We start from the raw sequence: 19,772 nt of genomic DNA on the forward strand, positions 1-19,772 counted from the left end.
CAGACTCGGTCGCATTCCATAACCGCGCTGCGGCGGTCCGGATCCAGCCGCACCGTTTGGCCCCCTGGCAATTGCTCCAATCCCCCCCCAATACCGGGGGTGTTCAAGGCAATTCTTCCGCTTTACGATACAAAGCTTCCTTTTCCGTTTTACCGATGAGTTGATTCAGTATGAAGGCGATCACAATAATTCCCGGAATGTCCACCGCCAGCCGGGTCCAGGCAAATTGGGGACCAAGCGACGCCATTTCAAAAAGAAACATCGGGATTTTGGTGGTCGACCAAGCGCCCATGAAAATGAGGATATTGGGAAAACTGACCCCTTTTTTCATCAATACCGCCGCTACCGGAAACGCTCCATATAACGGACCCGCCGCGGCTGAACCGATGAAGAACGCTAAAAACACTCCCAGAATTCCGGAACCGGGACCCATATATTTCACCATGGTCTCCTTGGGCACCCACACATCGAGAAACCCTAACAGGAAAAAAACCGGCGGTATCACCAGCAACATTTCCTTGAGACTAAAGTGGAAAACTTGTAAGGCCTTTATCGCTCGAACATGATCAAAAGCCGCTATCCCCAGCAAAAGCAATAAGGTAATCAAAAAAAACCGATACCGTTTGAGCAGCTGCTTCATCGGACTATCGCTCCAATCACCCAGGCTACCACGAACGAAAAAACAAAGGCCAACCCATTACGGAAGAACGTTATTTTTCGTCCGAAATATCTCATTTCCAGCGGCATCGTGACGACGCCGACCATCATTAAGGCGGATACAAACGCCCCCATCTGCATGAATCCGGCACCGCCTTTTAATAACAAAGCAGCCGTCGGAAATGCCACAAAGGGCGGAATTAAGGTGATGGCTCCGACGATAGCGGCAACAGCCACTCCCCACCAACCCGATTGATGGCCTAAAACTTTACTGATGCTGTTCGCGTCAAAGTATGCTAAGATAATTCCGACCAACACCAATACCCCTAAAAACTGCGGCAAGATATTCTCAAAAGCTCTCCAAGCCTTCGTTAATGCGGCTCTGGTTTTTTGAGGATCTTTTAGCCACGAAAAAAGCAAAACAATCCCGCAAGAAACATACAGGATTCCATTCAACATGTTGACACCGCGGGATACCCCGGTCCCAATCCTTTGAGCGCCATTTTTCCCTCCATTGTTTAGGTTTTTAAAAGTCTTCATTACTATATGTGAAAATAATCATATAGTGCTCAAAAAACTATTCCTTGTCGCATAGTTCCCGGCTGTTCTCGGCTCTTTTCATGATCACCTGATTGACACAATTGAAGAAATTGCCGATGCAAGGAATTGCCATGAAATAATAGACAAACAGCCCTTCTTTACGGCAATCAATGATTCCGACCTGCTTGAGCAAAGATAAATGCCTGGAAATATTGGACTGTTCCGCGCCCAGTCTGGACTCTAAATCCTGAACGCAGCATTCGCCATTCCTTAACTCGTCTAATATGGCTAATCGCAACGGATGTCCCAAGATTTTAAAAATTTGCGCTCTCTCTTTATTCAGGCGGCTATCATAGGAAGATGACATTGAAACCTCTGTCCCGTTTACTATATTACCTTTTTATCATATACTTTTTTTGGATGGAAATCAAGTTATTTTTTTGAAAAAGGCCTTTGACGCGACCCTCCGACGGGCGGCCATTCGAGATTGGGTAGTCTCTGAATCATCGCATCATTGCTGAAACCGCCTTTTGCCGCTTATAACAACCAATTGAACAGATACCCCGTCATCATGATCCCCAGCGCTACAACGCCGAAGAATACCGCCAATAATGTGGGTTTCAGAACTTTCCGGAGGATAATCCCTTCCGGCAACGAAAGACCGGTTACAGCCATCATGAAGGACAGGACGGTACCGATGGCCATTCCCTTATCCATTAGAACTTTGATAATTGGAATTACTCCTGCCGCATTCGAATAGAGCGGCACTCCGATCAATACGGCGATGGGGACCGCTAAAGGATTGGTCTTTCCGGCAATTTGGGTCAAGAGGTCTTGGGGTGCGTATCCATGCATCAATCCGCCAATCGCAATACCCGCCACCACATATGGCCATATCTTCGCCAGAATCTCAAACACGTATCCTTTGGCATAGCTGATCCGCTCCGGCCAACTGGAATTGGGGATTTCAGCTTCGGCCATCTGAATCTGATACACGTAATCCTCTACGTGTCTTTCCATCTTCAAACGCCCGATAACCACACCGCTGACAATGGCGATCAATACTCCGCTGACAATGTAGGTGACCGCCACCTGCCAGCCAAACATCCCCCAGAGCATAATCAATGCCACTTCATTGACCATTGGGGAGGAGACCAAGAAAGAAAACGTTACCCCCAAGGGTACGCCGGCCTCGATGAAGCCAATGAATAGCGGTACTGCCGAACAGGAGCAAAACGGGGTGACAATCCCCAGCAAAGCGGCGAGGACATTCCCGATCAACTCCGGGAATTTACTCAAGATTTTTTTGGTCCGTTCCGGCGGGAAAAAGCTACGGATGATAGCGACGCCGAATATAATCACGGACAATAGAAAGAAAATCTTGACGGTATCATAGATAAAAAAATGGAGCGCCTTCGCCAAATGATCGTTGGCGGACAGACCGAATACGGTAAAGACAAGCCAGTCAACCGTCGACTTCCACATGGTAACCTAATCCTCTCCATCCGATTTTTAACCGCAACAATTGCCGTTACAGCCGCAGGGACCGTTACCGGAACCCCCCTGTAAATACTTTTTAATCTCATCTTTGGACGGAATCCGGCCGGTACATTTCACTTTACCGTCCACGACGAGTCCAGGGGTTGACATGACTCCAAACGCCATGATTTCTTTGATATCCGTCACCTTACTAACGGTTGCCGGTAACCCTAATTCCTGAACCACTTCAGTCACCAGTTTTTCAAGCTTGATGCAATTCGCGCAACCCGAACCCAATACTTTAACTTCCATTACAATCGACTCCTTAATTAATTCGATTTTAGCTTTTGGTACAAGCCGCCAAGCCTGTTCCGATACATTTCTCCGATGGCTGCTTCCTCTTCGCCCAAAGGCCTGACCGGGACCAAGTCCACTACTTCCTTGCTCTCCAGACCGGAATCGAAGAATGTTCCCGCCATTCCTGTTGTCATGGCCTTGATACCGGCGATTAATCCGGCCTCTTCCATGCCGAAGGTTCTCCCCATCTCCATTAATGGCCGCCTCCGATAAAACCGAATGATCTCAAATGGGCACCCTCCTTTATGAATGAATATATTCATGTTCGTTCATATGCTCTACAAAAAATTTTAGCCTTTCTTGCAAGCTTCTCGAATACACATTAAACCGGCTTCACTAATCTCGGCCAATTTAGCCAAATCAGCTTGGCAGTTCTTCAACTTGGCCAACTCCTGGTCGAGCAGGATCTTCAAAAACGGAAACCCGACGAGCATCTCGCGATTCATACGGTAAAAGACAAATTGGCCGTTTTTTTCGCTATCAATCAGCCCGGCCTCTTTCAGCTTGATTAAATGACGGGAGACATTGGACTGCGTCATCCCCGACACGCTTTCGATCTCGCAGACGCAAAGTTCCCGCTGGTTGATCAGGTTCAATATTCTCAACCGATTCTCATCGGAGATAGCCTTAAGAACTTTCAGAAGGTTCATTGCCAACCTCATATGAATATATTTGCTTTCACTCATATACTAATCCTCCTTCGGTCCCCTGTCAACCATTTTATGGTGAATGGATCGTTACAGTAATTCCTTTCAAACTTTACCACCGAACCGTTTCACCACTCGGCCCGGATTTCCCACCACCACCGCGTAGCTGGGGACATCTTTGGTGACCACCGCCCCCGCTCCAATCTGCGAATGGCTGCCAATCCGTATCGGCCCCAAGATCTTAGCCCCAGCGCCTAACATCACCCCGTCGCCGACCGTGGGATGGCGTTTCCCCGATAAAGCTGCGCTAGAATTACCGAGGGTCACCTGATGATAGATCAAAACATTGCTTCCGATCTCCGCCGTCTCGCCGATGACCACTCCCTGCCCGTGGTCGATGAAGCATCCCGGACCAATCCGCGCTCCGGGATGGATCTCCACCCCGGTTAGGAACCGGCCGATCTGGGAGATCAGCCTGGGAACGAACGGTAACTTCAGTGCCTGCAACAGATGGGCCAGCCGGTGAAAAGTCATCGCCCAGACTCCGGGGTAGGTCGTCAGCTCAAGCCAGGCCAATGCCTTTCCCCGTAACGCCGGATCGCTCCGGTACGCCACGGCGACATCGTCGATCAGATAAAACAGTTCTCGAAAGGCCTCTCCCACAGTCCACCGGTATAGAGTAAGCTTCATCTTTAAACAACAAACCATCTTTAGTCCCCCTATCCATTTTAAACTTTCAATCCCCAACCCCGTTCTAGGGTATGGAAGGCCGCCAGGAAAGAAACTATGGTAAATCCGGCGGCCATCAGAGCTTGCAGCGCCAAATTTCCGTCGCTGATCCCCAAGTAGGCATAGCGGGTGATGCCGACCAGCGGGAAGATCGGATTCAAGTACTTTAGAACCGCCAAACTTCCCGTTAACCGCCCCAGCTCGAAAAAGACACCTCCAAAATAAGCTAAAGGGACGATAACGATGGTCAGGACAAAATTGAGCTTCTCGTAACCGTCAAAGAGCAAGCCGGCGATGAGCCCGAGAGCTGCGAAGATGAACGAAACCACCCCGAGTAGGAACAGAAAGCCGAACGGGTGGACGATTTGAAACCCTACGAAACAAGCGGCGGCCAGATAGGTGAGGAGCCCAATCAACACGCCACGAATGGTGCCGCCGAGGACAAACGCCAAGGTCTTCTCCAGATTGGAAATAGGGTAGCTGTTCAAATCCTGGATCGTATTTTGGAACTTCTGGGAGATCATCGAAAACGAAGGGTTCTGAAACGCGGCAAAAATCGCACCCATGGTCGCCAAACCCGGCACTAGGAAAAGTAGATAATTGGTTCCCAGCAAACCGACTTGTCTGGTTTTGAGCAGCCCCCCGAAAACGCCTAAATACAAAACGTTCGACAATAACGGAGCAAGTAAGGTTTGAACCGCGATCTTCATAAAACGGTGGATTTCACGATCGAGCAAGGTCCTAAAACCGGTTGGATTATACAATTGTAACCGTTTCATCGGGCCGCTCCTTCCCATGGTTGATCAATTTTAGGTAGACCTCTTCCAGCTTGGGTTGATCGATGTTTAAGTCGGTAAAGCTCAACCGATGTCTACTTAAGGTTTGAAAGAGATCGGCCAACCCCTCCTTTTTAACCTGTAACCGAATGAGAGCGGGTTCTTCCCGCTCCGGCCGGAACTGTTGTAAATCTTCCCAACCGGGACCGTCCGGCGTTTCTTCCAATCGGAGCCGGACATTGATCTTTCCGGCGAATCGGGCCATCAGTTCCTGCCGGGGTTCATCGGCCACGATTCGTCCCTGATCGATGATGACCACACGGTTGCAGAGTTTCTCGGCTTCCTCCAGATAATGAGTGGTGAGAATGATGGTCGTTCCCGTCCGGTGCAGGCGCAGCAGAAAATCATGAAGCGACCGGCGGAGTTGGATATCCACACCGGCTGTCGGCTCATCCAGGATCAGCAATTGGGGCCGGTGAACCAGAGCTTTGGCAATCAATAACCGTCGTTTCATCCCGCCGGAGAGATCCCGGACCCGGGAGTTTCGCTTATCCTCCAAAGCCAACTCGGCCAGGAGCCGGTCGATCCAATCCCGGTTGTTCCTTAGGCCGAAGTACCCCGATTGCAGCTTCAACACTTCGGCAACGGTGAAAACGAAGTCAAAAGCTATCTCCTGCGGGACGACTCCAATCACCCGCTTGGTGGCCAGTTCATCCCGGTCAAGGTCGAATCCGCCAAGGCTTACCCGTCCTTTTGTCTTGCGGACGTTGCCGGCCAATATATTGATCAGGGTGCTTTTCCCCCGTTCTGGCCGAGCAATGCCATGAACTCTCCTGCCTCGATGTGAAGAGTGACATCTTTTAGTGCTTCTTTTCCAGCAGGATAGTATGTCTTGGATAAGTTCTCTATGGTAAGCATCTAGGCCCCCTGTTCTCTTTCGGCAAACCCCAGCAGATCCAGGACTTTTCCCTCCACCCGCCGGTTTTGGCCGCGGTAAGGGAAGTCATGAATATGGAGGGCCGGGTTGAAATTCAACTCGATGATGCTGTAATTTCTGGCATCCGGCTTCTCCCGGAGATCACGGATGATGATGTCGGCCCCGCAAATTTTGGCTCCCACCGCCCGGGCCGCTTCGATCGCTATCCGTTTATAACCCGCTCCCGTCTCATCGGTGAAATCGATGCTGTCCCCTCCGGTGCTGATGTTGGAGTTTTCTCTCAGATAAACGACTTCACCGTCGTCCGGGACGGTCTCCGGATCTTTCCCCTGGGAAGACAGGTACGTTTCCTCCACCGGGCCAAGCCGGATCTGTTCCAAGGGCGTGACATATCCCTTCCCCCGCAACGGGTCCTTATTTTTCTCCGTTACCAGTTCAGCAATATTACGAATTCCGTCCCCGGTGACATTGGCGGGTACCCGGTGAAGGACCGCGGCCACTTCGCCACCGATCACCAGAAACCGATACTCCTTGCCGGGGATGAACTCTTCGATCAGCACCGACTGGTCATAGCGCAAAGCGTCAGCCACCGCTTTTTGAAAATCACCCGGTCGATGTTCCTCCTTTAAAACCAGAACGCCTTTACCGAAGTTGGTCGACTTTGGTTTGACCACGATAGCCTTGCCTTGAAAACGGGGGTAATCGCTCAACGCCTCAGCTACTCCGGAAACAGTCACTCCCGCCGGAACATTCAGGCCCCTCTCCCGGAGCAAGGTTTTCGTTACTTCTTTGTTCTCCATGATCAGCGGAGCGATATAACTATCCGCCGCCGTCCGGGTCGCCTGTTTGACATACTCGGTTCGCCCGTCCCGGGACAGGCGGATGAAATTATCGCCCGGGTCCAGCACTTCCACCGCCACTCCCCGGTTTATGGCTTCCTTGATCAATACCTGAGTGGAAAGTTCCATATCACGGTATTCAGCCATTTTTGTTCAACCCCATTTCCTGATATTATCAAGGTTCCGGTGACGCCCCGCCAGATCCAACCCAAACTCGGCATGACTCTCCCCATATTCAGCCATCTCTTGCAAAATCCGCGCCGCAGGCAGCAACGACAGGTCCAATACTTTCCGGTATTCGGCTTCGACCACCCTCCGGTATTTCCCATCACCGCCTCTGTCCATCAAAGAGGCCACGATGGCTAATTTCTTGAACAGCTCACTGGCCCATACCCGCAGCGCCACAGGAAAAAAACCCGAACGGTGCAACATCAAACGCGGGCGACGGCCAAGCAAGGCTGCCAAGTGGTGGTTCTGGTTAGCGTTCTGCAGCTCCCCTCTGCCCATAGGTTTGCTTTCCTCAAATAGACAAAAAGCCAGAAACACCTGTAAAAAGTAGAGTTGATCGAGGCTAATGCCGGCCTTTTCATACGGGTTCAGATCCAGGGTCCGGACTTCAAGATACTGGACTCCTTGGTCCTCCAGAGCGTCCAGTTGGCTTCGGCCCTTTCCCGCCGCTCGCTTTAACCGGATGGCCGCGTAAAATTCACTCTCCTTCTGTAGAACGTTGGCGTTTAACTGTATGGGCTGGCCGTCTCTGACCAATCCCAAACGGGCATACTCCCGGTTGTGGATAGACAGCAGGCGGCGTATATCCCCCACATATTCAGCTAAACTGTTATAGGACACCGGATATTGCCGTTGTATCGCGTCAGAATACCCAAATCGGCTTACTCTGAGAGATGTAGCGTACCGTTGGTAATGGTCGACCAGATTCCGGCATTCCGGACAGCAATCCTCCACCAGTTTCAGCTCCTGACGGATTACCGGCTGGTAGCTTATGTCGATTACCGGCGACGCGCCGAATAGATAGATAGGCAACCAACGATAACGGAGAAAGTTCCGCGCCACCCCAAAGTAAAGATTGTCGCGGAATTCCCGCTCTGTTTCCCCTTGACCCAGCCAGGTCCTGAGCAATTCCAGCAGCTCTTCACTGAATGAATAGTTATAATGAACCCCGGAGATCATCTGCATTTTTTTGCCGTAGCGAAGGGCCAACCCTTGGCGGTAAACACTCCGTTCCCGACCCTCGGGAGAATCATCGAACCGGGCGATGGGAATCTGCTCCTCCTCAGGCAATCGAGGCGGCATGCTTAACGGCCAGAGCAGCTCGGTTTCGATCCCGGCCTCCGCTTCCCGGGTGATCGCAAGCAAGCTTTCATAGGTATCTTCGATGGTCGGCAAAGCCGGGGTGATCAGTTCCAGCTGACTTTCGGCAAAGTCCGTAGTAATTTGGGGGTTGGTCAGTTTATTCCCGAAGACCGCCGGGTGATCGGTAAGGGCCAGATCGCCGGAGGAGGTGATCCGTTGCCCTTCCCTCTCCAATCCCCAGTGCCCGGCGAGTAACATGTGGCTATTCACGCCCTCGGAAAAAAGATTGCGCATCGCGTCGAATTTTGCAGCCATCCATTCCACCGCCTCGAAAGAATCAAATTCCAGTAATACAACTGTTCGTAAACCATCGAACATTCTGCCCAAAAAAAATTTACTTTAGAAGCCATGTGATAAAGTTTCGAAACGAGATCAGCATGCAAAAAGGTTTAAAAATCGACTTTATCACTTGCTTCTCTGAGCTTTTGTGTTCACCCTGGCCTTCGGACAGGGTTTATCACAACGCTTTTAGAAAGTCCCGAATGGCCTGGACCGCGTCCTGGTTGATTTTACAGCAAAAACATTGGCCGCTCCGGGTCACTGTGATCAGGCCGGCGTTTTGGAGTTCTTTGAAGTGATGGGAAACGGTGGAACGGGACAGCGGCAGGGAGCAGCAGGCTTTGGTGAAACAGCGATCCACTCCATCGTAGCAGACATACTCCTCCCCTTCGGCTTCCGAGTTCCACTGATAGAGCATCTTGAAGAGATTCAGCCGCTGCTCGTTGGAGAGAGCTTTGAAGATTTTAGCAAGTTCAACGGTTTCCATAGTTTTATGGTAGTCGAACAATCGAATCCTGTCAAGTCGAAATTATCACGCCGAAAAATTCCTTCTAAAGTCCTCGGCCACGTTTTTACCAACAAGAGCCCCCGAACGAAATACGTCTTACCGTCCCTATTATCCTTCCCTATTTTGGGATAATAGTTCTTTTCCTGCTTTGAAAGCATCCCCAAGCTTCCCGCCTAAGTTCCAATACTCCCGAATCGTGGCGCAATAGACCAACGGGTTGACTTGGACAATATCAATCATCGGACGGTTATCAACGATCCGGACTTTGTCGGAATCGATCCGGGTGTTAACAACTTTCCCAAGAACCAATCGATAATCACCTAACTCGACTTCACCGGTTACCCTGCACTCCAAGTTAAACGGGCACTCTTTGATAATCGGTGTTTGGATCTGTCTTCCCGGAATGGCTGTGAAGCCAGTTGTTTCAAACTTTTTCGTTTTGCGGCCGGAAACCAGTCCACAGTAATCTGTTTCACGGTAATGTTCGGCGCGGGGGATGTTCAGGGTGAACTCCTTGGTCTTTCGAATTAAATCGAGCGAATAGCGCCGCTGGTCAAAGGAGACTCCAACCGTCGGCGGTGTCGAACTGACCATTCCCGCCCAGGCGATCGTGGCTATATTGGGGTGTTCAATCGTGCCGCTCACGATTAAAGCCGCCGGTACCGGAAAGAAAATATCAGTCGGTCCGAGTTCGGTTTTCATGCTTAACCCTCCTTTTTAACGTTGCTTTTATTCCTCTTTCAACCAAGGCTTGTAACTTGGCCCTTATTCCTCCTCCATCAAATTTCTGCAACAATTAACGGCCGCCAACGCTTCGAGCAAAATCGTCAGGCTATCGATGACTTGCTCCCGCTTATTTTCGGGAATCGAGTCGAATACATTGGCAAAAAGGCTTCCATACTGTTCTCAATGGTTTGAAATGCTTTCCTTCCGCTTGGGGTGAGTTGAATCATGATATAGCGGCGATCCCGCGGATCAATCTCGCGGGTTGCTAAGTTATGGGTGACCAAATGATTGATGGTGCGATTCATGGTACTCTTATCAAGAGCTAAAGTCGCGGCTAAATCATTCAATGAGATACTGCCTGCCCGACCAATCTCCACCACCGCATGACACTGAGCAAAAGTTACCCCACAACAAGACGCTTCCAGTTCATCAAGCAAACCTAGCTTTCTCTCTAATCGGCGTATCACTTCACGTAAGAATTTTGAATTGGTTTGAAAATCCATGGATAATCCCTCCATGAATTATGGTACATAAAACTGTTGTAATATACAACTACTGTTTTTAGAATTCTTCTTCTATTTTGAAGCGATGATTGGAATAAAACCAGCTTAGGCGAATTCAAGGGATTTAAAATCAATCTCGCCGGAAAGCATCGGCAAATTCCCGGCGTTACGGTGTTCCCGCCCTCCATCTTTAGAAGATCCGCCGCACATACGGTTCGGAATAAAACTTTTATTCTTTAATTGGCAGAACAGCGCCATCCCTAAGAAACAGCGGTATCATCGCCAAGGGAGCGTCGCACTCCACCCATTGTCCGCCCTGATAGGACTGGCCGTTATGCGCATCCCGCCATAGGCTTCCTTGCGGCAGATAGACCTTCCGGGACCGGGCGCTTTCGTAAAGCACCGGCGCGACCAGCAGTTCCGGGCCGAACATGAACTGGTCTTCACTATTCCAAGCCTCCCGGTCAGCCGGGAAATCGTAGAATAGCGGACGCATCGGCGGAGTCCCCCGCTCATGCGCCTCCCGCATAATTCGGGTGATGTAGGGACGCAACCGTTTGCGAATGAAAAGGTACTCGGCAAAGATCGCATACGCCTCTGCCCCGTAGCTCCAGACTTCATTGGCCGCGCCGCTGGAGCACAGGCCGCCGCCGCTAACCCCAAGCGGCGCCGCGTGCGGTTCTCTGTCGCCGTGCAAGCGGAACACCGGGCAGAACGCGGCATACTGGAACCAGCGGATGACGCATTCCCGGAACGCGGGATCGTCCGGGTTACCGCCGTGAAATCCGCCGATATCAGTGGTCCACCAGGGAATGCCCGCCAACCCCATGTTCAGGCCGGCCTTGAGCTGATTCCGGAGCGAGGCGAAACTGGAATCGATGTCGCCGGACCAGACCAGCGCCCCGTAACGTTGGCTGCCCGCCCAGGCGCAACGGATCAGGTTGAGCACGTTTTGCTGGCCGGCCCCGGTCATCCCGTCAAAGAACGTCTTGGCGTACATGACCGGATAAATATTGCCAATCTCCAGATCGGTCCCCAAGTGGTAACGGTAGTTGTCATAATCGTAAACTGAATATTCCGGTTCCGCCTCGTCCAGCCAGAAGAGGCGGATCCCCTTATCGTAGTAATTGGCTTTCGCCTTTTGCCAGACAAACTGACGCGCTCCCGGGTGGGTGGCGTCAAAAAAGACGGTCTCGGCCATAAAGTCCATGCTGGTGCGGATGCCCCGCTCGGTCCGGATCAAATACCCTTTTTGCAGCATCTCCGAGTAATGGGCGCTGGTTTTATCCACCGTCGGCCAGACGGAGACCATCAGTTCGATGCCCATCGCCCGCAGTTCCCGGACCATCCCCTCGGGATCGGGCCAATAATCCGGGTCAAACCGCCATTCCCCCTGCTTGGGCCAATGGAAGAAATCGATGACAATCACCGAAATGGGCAGGCCGCGCCGCTTGTATTCCCGGGCGACCGCAAGGAGCTCCTCCTGGGTCTGGTAGCGCAGCTTGCACTGGCAGAAGCCCATGGCGTAATCCGGCATCATCGGAACGGTTCCGGTCGCCCGGGCATACGCCTCCTCGATCTCGGCCGGCGTGTCGCCGGCGGTGATCCAGTAGTCCAGCAAAGGGGTGGACCGGGCGGTCCACTCGGTGATGTTTTTGCCGAAAGTCACCCGCCCGATGGCGGGATTGTTCCATAGAAAACCGTAACCCAGGCTGGACAAGACAAAAGGGACACTGGCCTGGGAATTGCGGTGGGCCAACTCCAGGGTGCAGTTCTTGATATCGAGGAACGGCTGTTGATACTGGCCCATCCCGAAGAGCTTCTCCTCGGGCTCCGATTCAAAGCGCGCGGTCAGTTGGTAATTGCCGCCGGAAATCGCTTTGAACTCCCGGGCGTCCATATTTAAAGCGCTGCAAAATTCGCGGATGTCATTGCGGTTTCTGACGTATTCCTGCAGTAGAATCCGGCCTTGCCGATTGGAGAACGTGATCTTTCCCGCGGCCGAAATATCGGCCCGGATTTTGCCGTTGACCAGCGAAGCCGTCCGGCCGCTGCTGGAAACCTGGCAATCGCCGGCCGCCGCCGGCAACAATGCCCAGTCCGCCATGGGCATGACCGCCAGATGGGTCGCCCGGATCCGCAGACTGTCCCGGCCCCAGGGCTCCACCCATAACTGCTCGCTGTCGTATTCGCAGATTAAACGATGGCCCTCGCTTCGGAATAGATAGTCCATGAATATCCCCTTCTTAACTTGGAATGGGTTGCCGTGGTCACCCTTTGACGGCGCCAGTGGTCAATCCGGTTACAATATACTTCTGCATCAAAATGAAGATCAGCACGACCGGAAATACCGTCAGCGCCCCAAAAGCCATCACCCGGTTCCAGGAAACCCCGTATTGGCCGATGAAGTTGTAGATCCCCGCCGTCATCGGCATCAACGTCTGTTGATTCATGAAGGTGTTGGCGTAAATCAGATCGCCCCAGCCGAAAAGGAACGAGAAAACGGCGACAACGACGGCGCCGGGATAGGCGATGGGCAGCATGATCTTCCAAAATGCCATCAAGGCGTTGCAGCCGTCGACCCGGGCCGAATCATCGAGTTCTTTGGGAATGGATAAAAAATAAGTCCGCAGCATCAGGACAGAGAAAGGGATGGCGATGGTCGCATCGGCGATCATCGGTCCCCAAAAGGTATTATAGAAGTTTAACTTATTAAAAATGATAAACAGCGGCGTCAGGATCAGAGTGGCCGGCAACATCTGGGTGATCAGAAACGATAAAATCAAAATCTTCCGCCCCCGGAAGGTAAAACGGGCCAGTCCGTAGGCAGCCATGGAAGACAGAATGACGCTCAGGGCCATCGTTCCGCCGGAGATAATGCAACTGTTCAGGAAGGAGCGGAACATGTTATACTGGCCTTTGAACTGATCCAGGTAGGGGTCCAAATACAGCCGGGACGGCAACAACGAGGGAGGAGACTGAAAAATCTCCGCTTCCATCTTAAAGGAACTGGATAATAGCCAGAATAACGGGAAAAGAAAGATCAGGCCCACCAGGAGCGCCAGGATATTTAGGTACATCTGGCGGGACTGCTGATTTCGCTGGCTGGATCCCATCCTACATTCCCTCCTCTTCCCGGATCAACCGCAAATAACCCAAACTGACCATGAAAAGCACGATAAACAGGATGTTGGCTACCGCGGCCCCCTTGCTGAAGCTGAATTCCGTGAAGGATAGCCGGTATGAAAAGGTGGACAGCACCTCGGTGGCATTGACCGGGCCGCCCTTGGTCATGACATAGACCAGGTCAAACACCTTGAACGTATAGATAAATCCCAGAATCAACACCGCCTCAATCGCCGGTTTCAGCAGCGGGGCCGTCACATGGATGAATTGCTGCCAGGGACTGGCCCCGTCAATGCTGGCGCTCTCATAGACCTCCCGGGGGATCGTGCTCAAGCCGGTGATCAGCAGGATCATGTTGAACGGAATGCCAATCCAGGTATTGGTAATAATCAGCGCCCAGATGGCGGTGCTCGGCTGCAACAGCCATTCAATGGGTTTGCTCAGCCAGTGCAGGCCCAGGAGAAACTCATTGATGAGCCCGCCGTTGGTGCTGAAGATGAATTTAAAGATCAATCCGGTGATGGTCACCGGCATCAGCCAGGCGATCATGATCAGGCTCCGGATACTTTTGGCTAAACGGAACGAGCGATTAAAAAGCAGCGCCAGGGCGAATCCGATGCTGAATTGCAAAACAATGCACGCGATGGTGTAATAGAAGGTATTGGCCAACACCGTCTTGAGCAAGGGATCGCCCAGCAGCTGCAGATAATTGCGATATCCCACCCATTCCTTGACCGGATTGTTCAGCGTCATGACCCCGACATCCTGAAAGCTCAGAATCAGATTGTAAACGATCGGATAACCGATAAACGCCGCCATGAACAGCAGCGCCGGCAGAACAAACCAGAACCCGGTGAGCTGGTTTTGATCCGCGTTGCAGTCTTGTTTCATCAATATCACCGCCACGCTGTGTCTTTAAATATAGAATCTGAGTATCAAGTTTTCTCCGCAAACACCCTATGGTTCTATACCGCCAAGCGGGGAGAACCTTATTTGTCTCTTTGATATAGAATTATGATGGAAAACCGGAGCCGTTGGCGCATCACTAGCGGCATCCCCAACGGCTCCGGGCTGGAATCGAATTGGGGTTATTTCAAAACCGCGTCCACTTTGGTCTGGGCGTCCTTGGCCGCTTGCTCGGGGGTTTTCGCCTGCGTCAGGACTTCCTGCAGCGCGGTGATCATCGCGTTGGAGATCTCCGGCCATTTCGGATGCGGACCCCGGGGCATGGCGTACTTCATCTGATCCATGAACACGCTCATCACCGGATCCTCGGACCAGGTTTTGTCGCCCGCTACATCCTGCCGCGGCGGGAACATATTGAACCGCACCGAGTATTCTTTGACCAGCTTCGGGCTCCCGACAAATTGCAGGAACTTCCAGGCCGCGGCGACGTTTTTGCCGTTGACCACGCCCAGGTTTTCCCCGCCCAGGACCGAACTGTAGACCTTATCCCGGGGAATCTTCACCACGCTCCACTTTAAACCGGGAGCGTCGCGCTTCACTTCCGGAATATTCCACGGGCCGTTCACCATCATGGCTAGTTTTCCGGCGGCGAATTGCTTCTCGACGTCCGCTTGGGTCCAGTTGATGACTTCCTTGGGCATGGAGCCGTCTTTCACCAGATCCGCCAGGACGGTCAACGACTGAATCGATTGCTTGCTGCCGAGCTGGTCAATCTTGGCCCCGCTGGAAAGCAGCCAAGGCAGGTATTGAAAGGTGCCTTCCTCGGATTTGACCGCGGCCATGCCCAAGCCAAAAACGCCCGGACTGGTCAGCTTCTTGGCCGCGACCCGCAGTTGGGACCAGGTTTGCGGCGGAGTGACGCCGGCTTTCTTCAACATCTCCTGGTTGTAAAAGAGGGCCAGACAATTGCTGGTAAAGGGGATGCCATAGTTCTTGCCATTGAGGGTGGTCGATTTCCAGGGACCGGGGAAATATGCCTTTCGTTCCGGCCATTTGGCAATATACTTGGTTAAGTCGGCGAAAAGGCCCATCTGCGCATAGGCGGCATGATCCGGGTTGTCGATGACCACCAGATCCGGCAGCTTGCCCGCGACCATTCCCACTGAAAGCTGCTTTTTAAAGTCGGCGAAGGGCACATATTGCAGCACGATTTCGCTCTCGGACTGGGATTCGTTATAGGTCTTGAACATCCAGTTGAGCGTATCGATCTGTGTTTGGCCTTCCATATAGGTCCAGACCACCATTTTGGTCTTGGCGGCGGCGAAACCGCTGCAACAAACGATCGCCATCAAAAGGAGCGTGCCAATGAAAAACACCCACGTTTTTTTCATCTCGTAAACCTCCCTTATTCGAGACTGTTATACTTCTGCCTTTGGTTCCGGTGCGCACCTTGCTTTTTTACTATAGGCTAAAATCCGGCGGCCGGAAATTCTAAAGATATAAAAAAGGTGTAGAAACGTAAGATAATTTTCATACACCCTTCATTTGTCCGAAACAATGCCGGATTCGCTTCGCTCCGTGAGCCATTTCAACCGTCGCTTTTGGAGAAACACTTCTGATACTCGCCGGCCGGTATCCCGGTGACTTCCTTGAAAACGCGGCAAAAATACTTCGGATCGGCGTAACCCACCGCCCCGGCGACTTCGTAAATTTTCATGCCGGTGTGGGTCAGCAATTCCTTGGCCTTATTGATACGGTAGTTTTTGAGGTAGGCCGTGAAACTCCGGCCGACCTCTTTATCAAACAGCATGCTGAGGTACTCGGGGGTGATATGCAGCCTGGCCGCCAGTTCTTCCCGGGTGATCCCCAGGTGGTAATGCTCCTCCAGCAGCCGTAAGGCTTTGGTAACTATCAGCCCGTAATTGGAGCGGCTCGCCGCCCGGCTCCGCATCAAACGGAGCATCAGGTCATTCAATGCCGTTTTCAGCTGCTCCATGGTGAAGGCGTTTAAGACCTGCTGCATTAGCTCTTGCTGGCGAACCTGCTTGAAAAGTTCCGGATCGGTCTCTTTGATGAGGTTGGTCAGCATGGCGATGAACCGCACGAAACTGCCGATGATCTGTTCGGGCGGATAGGGCTCCCGGGTCCACCAGGCGCTGAATTCCGCGCCGATATTCAACAAATCGCCATAAAGGTTGCGGGAGACGGCCGTCACCGCCTGTTTCTCCAGGTCATCGGGGTAAACCAGCGGCTTGGTCGCGCAGCGGGCCACTTTGGCCGGGGTAAGGATCTCCCCCGTGCCGAAGATCAGCGTCCAGCGAAAAAGCTCCCGCAACTGTTGCAGTTTGGAATGGAGTTCCTCCGGATACTGAACCGCCACCCAGCCCAGCGCCAAGTCGGGCAGGGCATAGCGGCCGATCTCCACCCTCAGCTCCGATTCCAAAAAAGCGGCCACCGCCGCCGGATCCCGCCCGGTGAGAACCAGCAGGGTCAGGCCGGCAATCTCCACATCAAACAGCAGGAACTGAAACCGGGACTGGCGGGTGAACAATTCATGGAAGGCCTGACGCAACCCGGCGTGCCCCCGGGCCCGGTTGCGGTCCCGTTCCCCAGCCGGGCCGTCGGCCGGAGGCCCGCTACAGGCCCCGATCAAAACGAACGGCCGGGAGCAATCGAACCCGCTTTCACCGTTCGAATACCGTTGCAGCTCCTGGCCGCCGCCGGCCTTGCCCAGCAGCAGATCCTGAAAGATATTTTTCAGCGTCAAAAAACGCGACGATTGATCTTTTTGGCTCTCCTCCCCGAGTTCCCGGTCGATCGCCGCCAGGGCCCGCTGGAGTTTCTCGGCGCTCACCGGCTTCAGCAAATACTCGGAGACTCCGAGCGTGATCGCCTGCTGGGCGAAGGAAAAATCGGAATAGGCGCTCAAGATGACGGCCTTATGCCGCAGGCCCCGTTCTTTCAGGATCTGCAGCATTTCCAGGCCGCTCATTTCGGGCATTCGGATATCCACGATGACCAGGTCCGGCCGGGTATCCCCCATCACCCGGATACCGTCCCGGCCGTTGGCCGCCTCACCAACCACCTGATAGGACGGGCTGATTTTTTGGATCAAATTGACGATGCCGCGCCGGATCTTGGGCCCGTCCTCCACCACCACAATGCGCATCAAAACCACCTCGCCGCTTCACAAAAGTCCATGATCGTCAACCCGCCGGAATCCACAGAGTAACCAGGGTCCCCGCGCCGGGCCGGCTCTCGAAACTTAACCCGGCGGCCGCGCCGTAGTAGGTCCGCAGGCGGCGGGCCACGTTGCGGATACCGATGCCGTTGAAATTGCAGGGTTCCTGAAGCTCCCGGTCGATGGCGTCCAAAATTTCCGCCGGAATTCCCCGGCCATTATCCTGAATGGTAATTTTCAGGAATCCCTCGCTCAACCCGGCGCAGATCGTCATCACCCCTCCCGCGGTGTACCCTTTAAACCCGTGAACAATGGCGTTTTCAACCAGCGGTTGCAGGAGCAGCTTGTATATCCGGCAGTCCAGGGCGGCCGGTTCGATGCGGAGGATGCTTTCGAACGAATTTTCGAAATGGTTTTGCTGTAAAAAGAGATACTGTTGCAACCAGTCGATCTCTTCGCGGAGCGAGACCTCCCAACTGCTGTCATTGGTGCTGTAACGCAGAATATTGGCCAGGCTCTCAATCATCCGGCTGATCGCGTGCTCGTCTTTTTCAATGGCCATCCAATTGATCGAATCCAGCATATTATAGAGAAAATGCGGATTGATCTGCGCGGCCAAGGCCCGGATCTCGGCCTCCTTTTGCCGGCCGGTGGCGACTTTCACCTCTTCCAGCAGTTGCTGCAACCGGGCCATCATCTGATTGAAATGGGAACCGATCATGGCGATCTCATCTTTGGTGTCCAAGTTGACCTGGACCGACAACTCCCCTTCTCTGGCGCTCTGCATCGCGGCGACGATCTTTTTGATCGAATGCGTCAAGGCGCTGGTCACATAGGTGATGATCAACACCGAGAACAAGACCGTCAGGATGCCGAAGAGGATGGTCAGCCGCTGCATCCAGTACATCTGCTTGAACAGATAATCCCGGTCAATGGCATTGACGATGGTCCACCCTTGCTTCTGATCCTGAAAGCGGTTGATGATCAGGTTGCGCTCCCCGAAGACCCCCGCCCGCCGGATAAACCGGGCCAGCAATCCGTCCCGCGCCGCGCCGGAGATCCGGCCCGGCCGAAACAGCGGCCGGCCCAGATATTGCTTGAGCGGGAAGGCGATCAACCGTCCCCGCCGGTCATAAACGAAATTAAAACTACTGTCGCGGTTCGGGTCGTCGAACGGCCGGTTGCAGGAGTTGTAGAGATACGCTTCGTCGACGCTCAAAACGATCACGCCGAGGCTTGCGTCGCTGTAACTGTTCCAGTCGACCAGCCGCAGCGCGATATTGACGTAATGGTAATCCTTGCCCCGGTACCGGTCGGAATCGGGCGCCGTCAGCACCCAACTGTCACTGCGCAGGGCGCTGCGGTAGACCTCGGTTTGGGTCACATCCGGGTATTTGCTCCAGATGTTCTGAATCCCCGAGTTGTTGACCCGGTCGTACCAGGCCACCTGGCCGGAAGCGGCCAGGATCGAGATACAGCGCACCCCGGGCTTGGAAAGGGAGATGATGCTGAACTTCCGCCTGATCTCCACCCGGGCCAGCAGCTGTTCTACATCCGAGCCGGAATTCAGTTTCTTCACTTGTTCGATGATGTTTTCGTCGGAAAAGATCTGAATGACCAGATCTTCATAGGAGGTCAGCGTCGTATCCAGATTTTTGGCGGTTTGGACCAGATTGAAATGGATCAGATCGTTGATCTTCTTCTGCATCGAGACCGTGGAATTATAGTAGGAAAGCGTCTGCGCCAGCAGAATGGGGATGATGGAGACGAAGATAAAGGAGATCAGCAGTTTATTTCTCAGGCTAAGCTGTTCGAACCGTTTAAAGGGCAGGCTGCCCCGGATCAGTCCCGGCAATCCTTGCTTTGAAAGTCCCATCATCGCGTCACCTTTTAGCCTGTATTGATATATAAGTTGAATTAAATTTCTATGATGCATCATGTCCCGTAAGCCTTCCATGATGGATAAATTAAGGAATTTAATTCAACTTATTACCGCTGTTATAGGATGAAATAAATTCCGTTTTGATTCCATTTACATTCGGCCTTCTATGCAAACGGCTTTGTTAAAAGTCGTTTGCATTAGGAATGCAAATCTTATTTAAGAAATTTATTTCAACCTATCCCGGCGAAGCCGGAACCAAAAAGGTTTTGGGAGATCAATAGAGAGATAAAGCAAGCCCAAAAGCGACCTCTCCCCGGTCCCCTCCCCGG

Annotated in this window: 22 protein-coding genes; all 22 read right to left on the reverse strand. The window is 52.8% G+C overall.

Going from position 1 to position 19,772, the window contains the following annotated elements; genetic code table 11:
• Positions 1 to 103: 103 nt before the first annotated feature.
• The 22 genes from EDC14_RS22150 to EDC14_RS22250 all read right to left on the reverse strand — a co-directional run bounded on the left by EDC14_RS22150 (position 104) and on the right by EDC14_RS22250 (position 19,437).
• A complete protein-coding gene (locus tag EDC14_RS22150) occupies positions 104 to 640 on the reverse strand; it encodes a permease (RefSeq protein WP_132016508.1) in 537 nt (178 codons plus the stop codon).
• Positions 637 to 1,116: a permease gene (locus tag EDC14_RS22155; protein ID WP_132016510.1), complete on the reverse strand. Its 480-nt coding sequence runs from the start codon at positions 1,114 to 1,116 to the stop codon at positions 637 to 639. The genes EDC14_RS22150 and EDC14_RS22155 overlap by 4 nt, the downstream gene beginning before the upstream one ends.
• A gap of 118 nt (positions 1,117 to 1,234) precedes the next feature.
• Positions 1,235 to 1,564: an ArsR/SmtB family transcription factor gene (locus tag EDC14_RS22160; RefSeq protein WP_132016512.1), complete on the reverse strand. Its 330-nt coding sequence runs from the start codon at positions 1,562 to 1,564 to the stop codon at positions 1,235 to 1,237.
• Positions 1,565 to 1,734: 170 nt separating this feature from the next.
• On the reverse strand, positions 1,735 to 2,682 hold the full coding sequence (locus EDC14_RS22165) for a permease (RefSeq protein WP_132016514.1): 948 nt from the start codon (positions 2,680 to 2,682) through the stop codon (positions 1,735 to 1,737).
• 27 nt (positions 2,683 to 2,709) lie between these two features.
• Positions 2,710 to 2,988 (reverse strand): thioredoxin family protein, encoded by a 279-nt coding sequence (locus EDC14_RS22170; RefSeq protein WP_132016516.1) that lies wholly within the window; start codon positions 2,986 to 2,988, stop codon positions 2,710 to 2,712.
• Between the two features lie 17 nt (positions 2,989 to 3,005).
• Positions 3,006 to 3,227, reverse strand: coding sequence for a hypothetical protein (locus EDC14_RS22175; RefSeq protein WP_132016517.1), 222 nt, complete (start codon positions 3,225 to 3,227; stop codon positions 3,006 to 3,008).
• A 96-nt stretch (positions 3,228 to 3,323) separates the two neighbouring features.
• Positions 3,324 to 3,719 carry an ArsR/SmtB family transcription factor gene (locus EDC14_RS22180; RefSeq protein WP_243663075.1) on the reverse strand — a complete coding sequence of 132 codons (396 nt, stop codon included), beginning with the start codon at positions 3,717 to 3,719 and terminating at the stop codon, positions 3,324 to 3,326.
• 66 nt (positions 3,720 to 3,785) lie between these two features.
• Positions 3,786 to 4,388, reverse strand: a complete 603-nt coding sequence (gene epsC / locus EDC14_RS22185) for a serine O-acetyltransferase EpsC (RefSeq protein ID WP_424337426.1) — start codon at positions 4,386 to 4,388, stop codon at positions 3,786 to 3,788.
• Between the two features lie 20 nt (positions 4,389 to 4,408).
• Positions 4,409 to 5,188 carry an ABC transporter permease gene (locus EDC14_RS22190; protein WP_132016519.1) on the reverse strand — a complete coding sequence of 260 codons (780 nt, stop codon included), beginning with the start codon at positions 5,186 to 5,188 and terminating at the stop codon, positions 4,409 to 4,411.
• Positions 5,166 to 5,963 carry an ABC transporter ATP-binding protein gene (locus EDC14_RS22195; protein WP_243663076.1) on the reverse strand — a complete coding sequence of 266 codons (798 nt, stop codon included), beginning with the start codon at positions 5,961 to 5,963 and terminating at the stop codon, positions 5,166 to 5,168. The genes EDC14_RS22190 and EDC14_RS22195 overlap by 23 nt, the downstream gene beginning before the upstream one ends.
• Positions 5,964 to 5,971: 8 nt before the next feature.
• Positions 5,972 to 6,103, reverse strand: coding sequence for a hypothetical protein (locus EDC14_RS27610; RefSeq protein WP_279388788.1), 132 nt, complete (start codon positions 6,101 to 6,103; stop codon positions 5,972 to 5,974).
• Positions 6,104 to 7,108, reverse strand: coding sequence for a bifunctional glutamate--cysteine ligase GshA/glutathione synthetase GshB (gene gshAB, locus EDC14_RS22200; RefSeq protein ID WP_132016521.1), 1,005 nt, complete (start codon positions 7,106 to 7,108; stop codon positions 6,104 to 6,106).
• A gap of 6 nt (positions 7,109 to 7,114) precedes the next feature.
• The gene (gshA, locus tag EDC14_RS22205; RefSeq protein WP_132016523.1) at positions 7,115 to 8,587 is read right to left on the reverse strand and encodes a glutamate--cysteine ligase; all 1,473 of its coding nucleotides are present in this window, start codon (positions 8,585 to 8,587) and stop codon (positions 7,115 to 7,117) included.
• A 202-nt stretch (positions 8,588 to 8,789) separates the two neighbouring features.
• Positions 8,790 to 9,119, reverse strand: coding sequence for an ArsR/SmtB family transcription factor (locus EDC14_RS22210; RefSeq protein WP_243663077.1), 330 nt, complete (start codon positions 9,117 to 9,119; stop codon positions 8,790 to 8,792).
• 108 nt (positions 9,120 to 9,227) lie between these two features.
• The gene (locus EDC14_RS22215; RefSeq protein ID WP_132016525.1) at positions 9,228 to 9,821 is read right to left on the reverse strand and encodes a flavin reductase family protein; all 594 of its coding nucleotides are present in this window, start codon (positions 9,819 to 9,821) and stop codon (positions 9,228 to 9,230) included.
• 125 nt (positions 9,822 to 9,946) lie between these two features.
• On the reverse strand, positions 9,947 to 10,348 hold the full coding sequence (locus EDC14_RS22220) for a MarR family winged helix-turn-helix transcriptional regulator (protein ID WP_341540184.1): 402 nt from the start codon (positions 10,346 to 10,348) through the stop codon (positions 9,947 to 9,949).
• Between the two features lie 229 nt (positions 10,349 to 10,577).
• On the reverse strand, positions 10,578 to 12,581 hold the full coding sequence (locus EDC14_RS22225; RefSeq protein WP_132016527.1) for a glycoside hydrolase family 31 protein: 2,004 nt from the start codon (positions 12,579 to 12,581) through the stop codon (positions 10,578 to 10,580).
• Between the two features lie 37 nt (positions 12,582 to 12,618).
• Positions 12,619 to 13,464 (reverse strand): carbohydrate ABC transporter permease, encoded by an 846-nt coding sequence (locus EDC14_RS22230; protein ID WP_132016529.1) that lies wholly within the window; start codon positions 13,462 to 13,464, stop codon positions 12,619 to 12,621.
• Between the two features lies 1 nt (position 13,465).
• Positions 13,466 to 14,365 (reverse strand): carbohydrate ABC transporter permease, encoded by a 900-nt coding sequence (locus EDC14_RS22235; protein WP_132016531.1) that lies wholly within the window; start codon positions 14,363 to 14,365, stop codon positions 13,466 to 13,468.
• A gap of 197 nt (positions 14,366 to 14,562) precedes the next feature.
• A complete protein-coding gene (locus EDC14_RS22240) occupies positions 14,563 to 15,771 on the reverse strand; it encodes a sugar ABC transporter substrate-binding protein (RefSeq protein WP_132016533.1) in 1,209 nt (402 codons plus the stop codon).
• Positions 15,772 to 15,968: 197 nt separating this feature from the next.
• Positions 15,969 to 17,549 (reverse strand): response regulator, encoded by a 1,581-nt coding sequence (locus tag EDC14_RS22245; protein WP_132016535.1) that lies wholly within the window; start codon positions 17,547 to 17,549, stop codon positions 15,969 to 15,971.
• Positions 17,550 to 17,586: 37 nt separating this feature from the next.
• The gene (locus EDC14_RS22250; protein ID WP_207930774.1) at positions 17,587 to 19,437 is read right to left on the reverse strand and encodes a cache domain-containing sensor histidine kinase; all 1,851 of its coding nucleotides are present in this window, start codon (positions 19,435 to 19,437) and stop codon (positions 17,587 to 17,589) included.
• Between the last annotated feature and the right edge of the window lie 335 nt (positions 19,438 to 19,772).

Origin of the sequence: Hydrogenispora ethanolica, from assembly GCF_004340685.1 — a bacterium.
In the GTDB taxonomy this organism is placed as follows: domain Bacteria; phylum Bacillota; class UBA4882; order UBA8346; family UBA8346; genus Hydrogenispora; species Hydrogenispora ethanolica.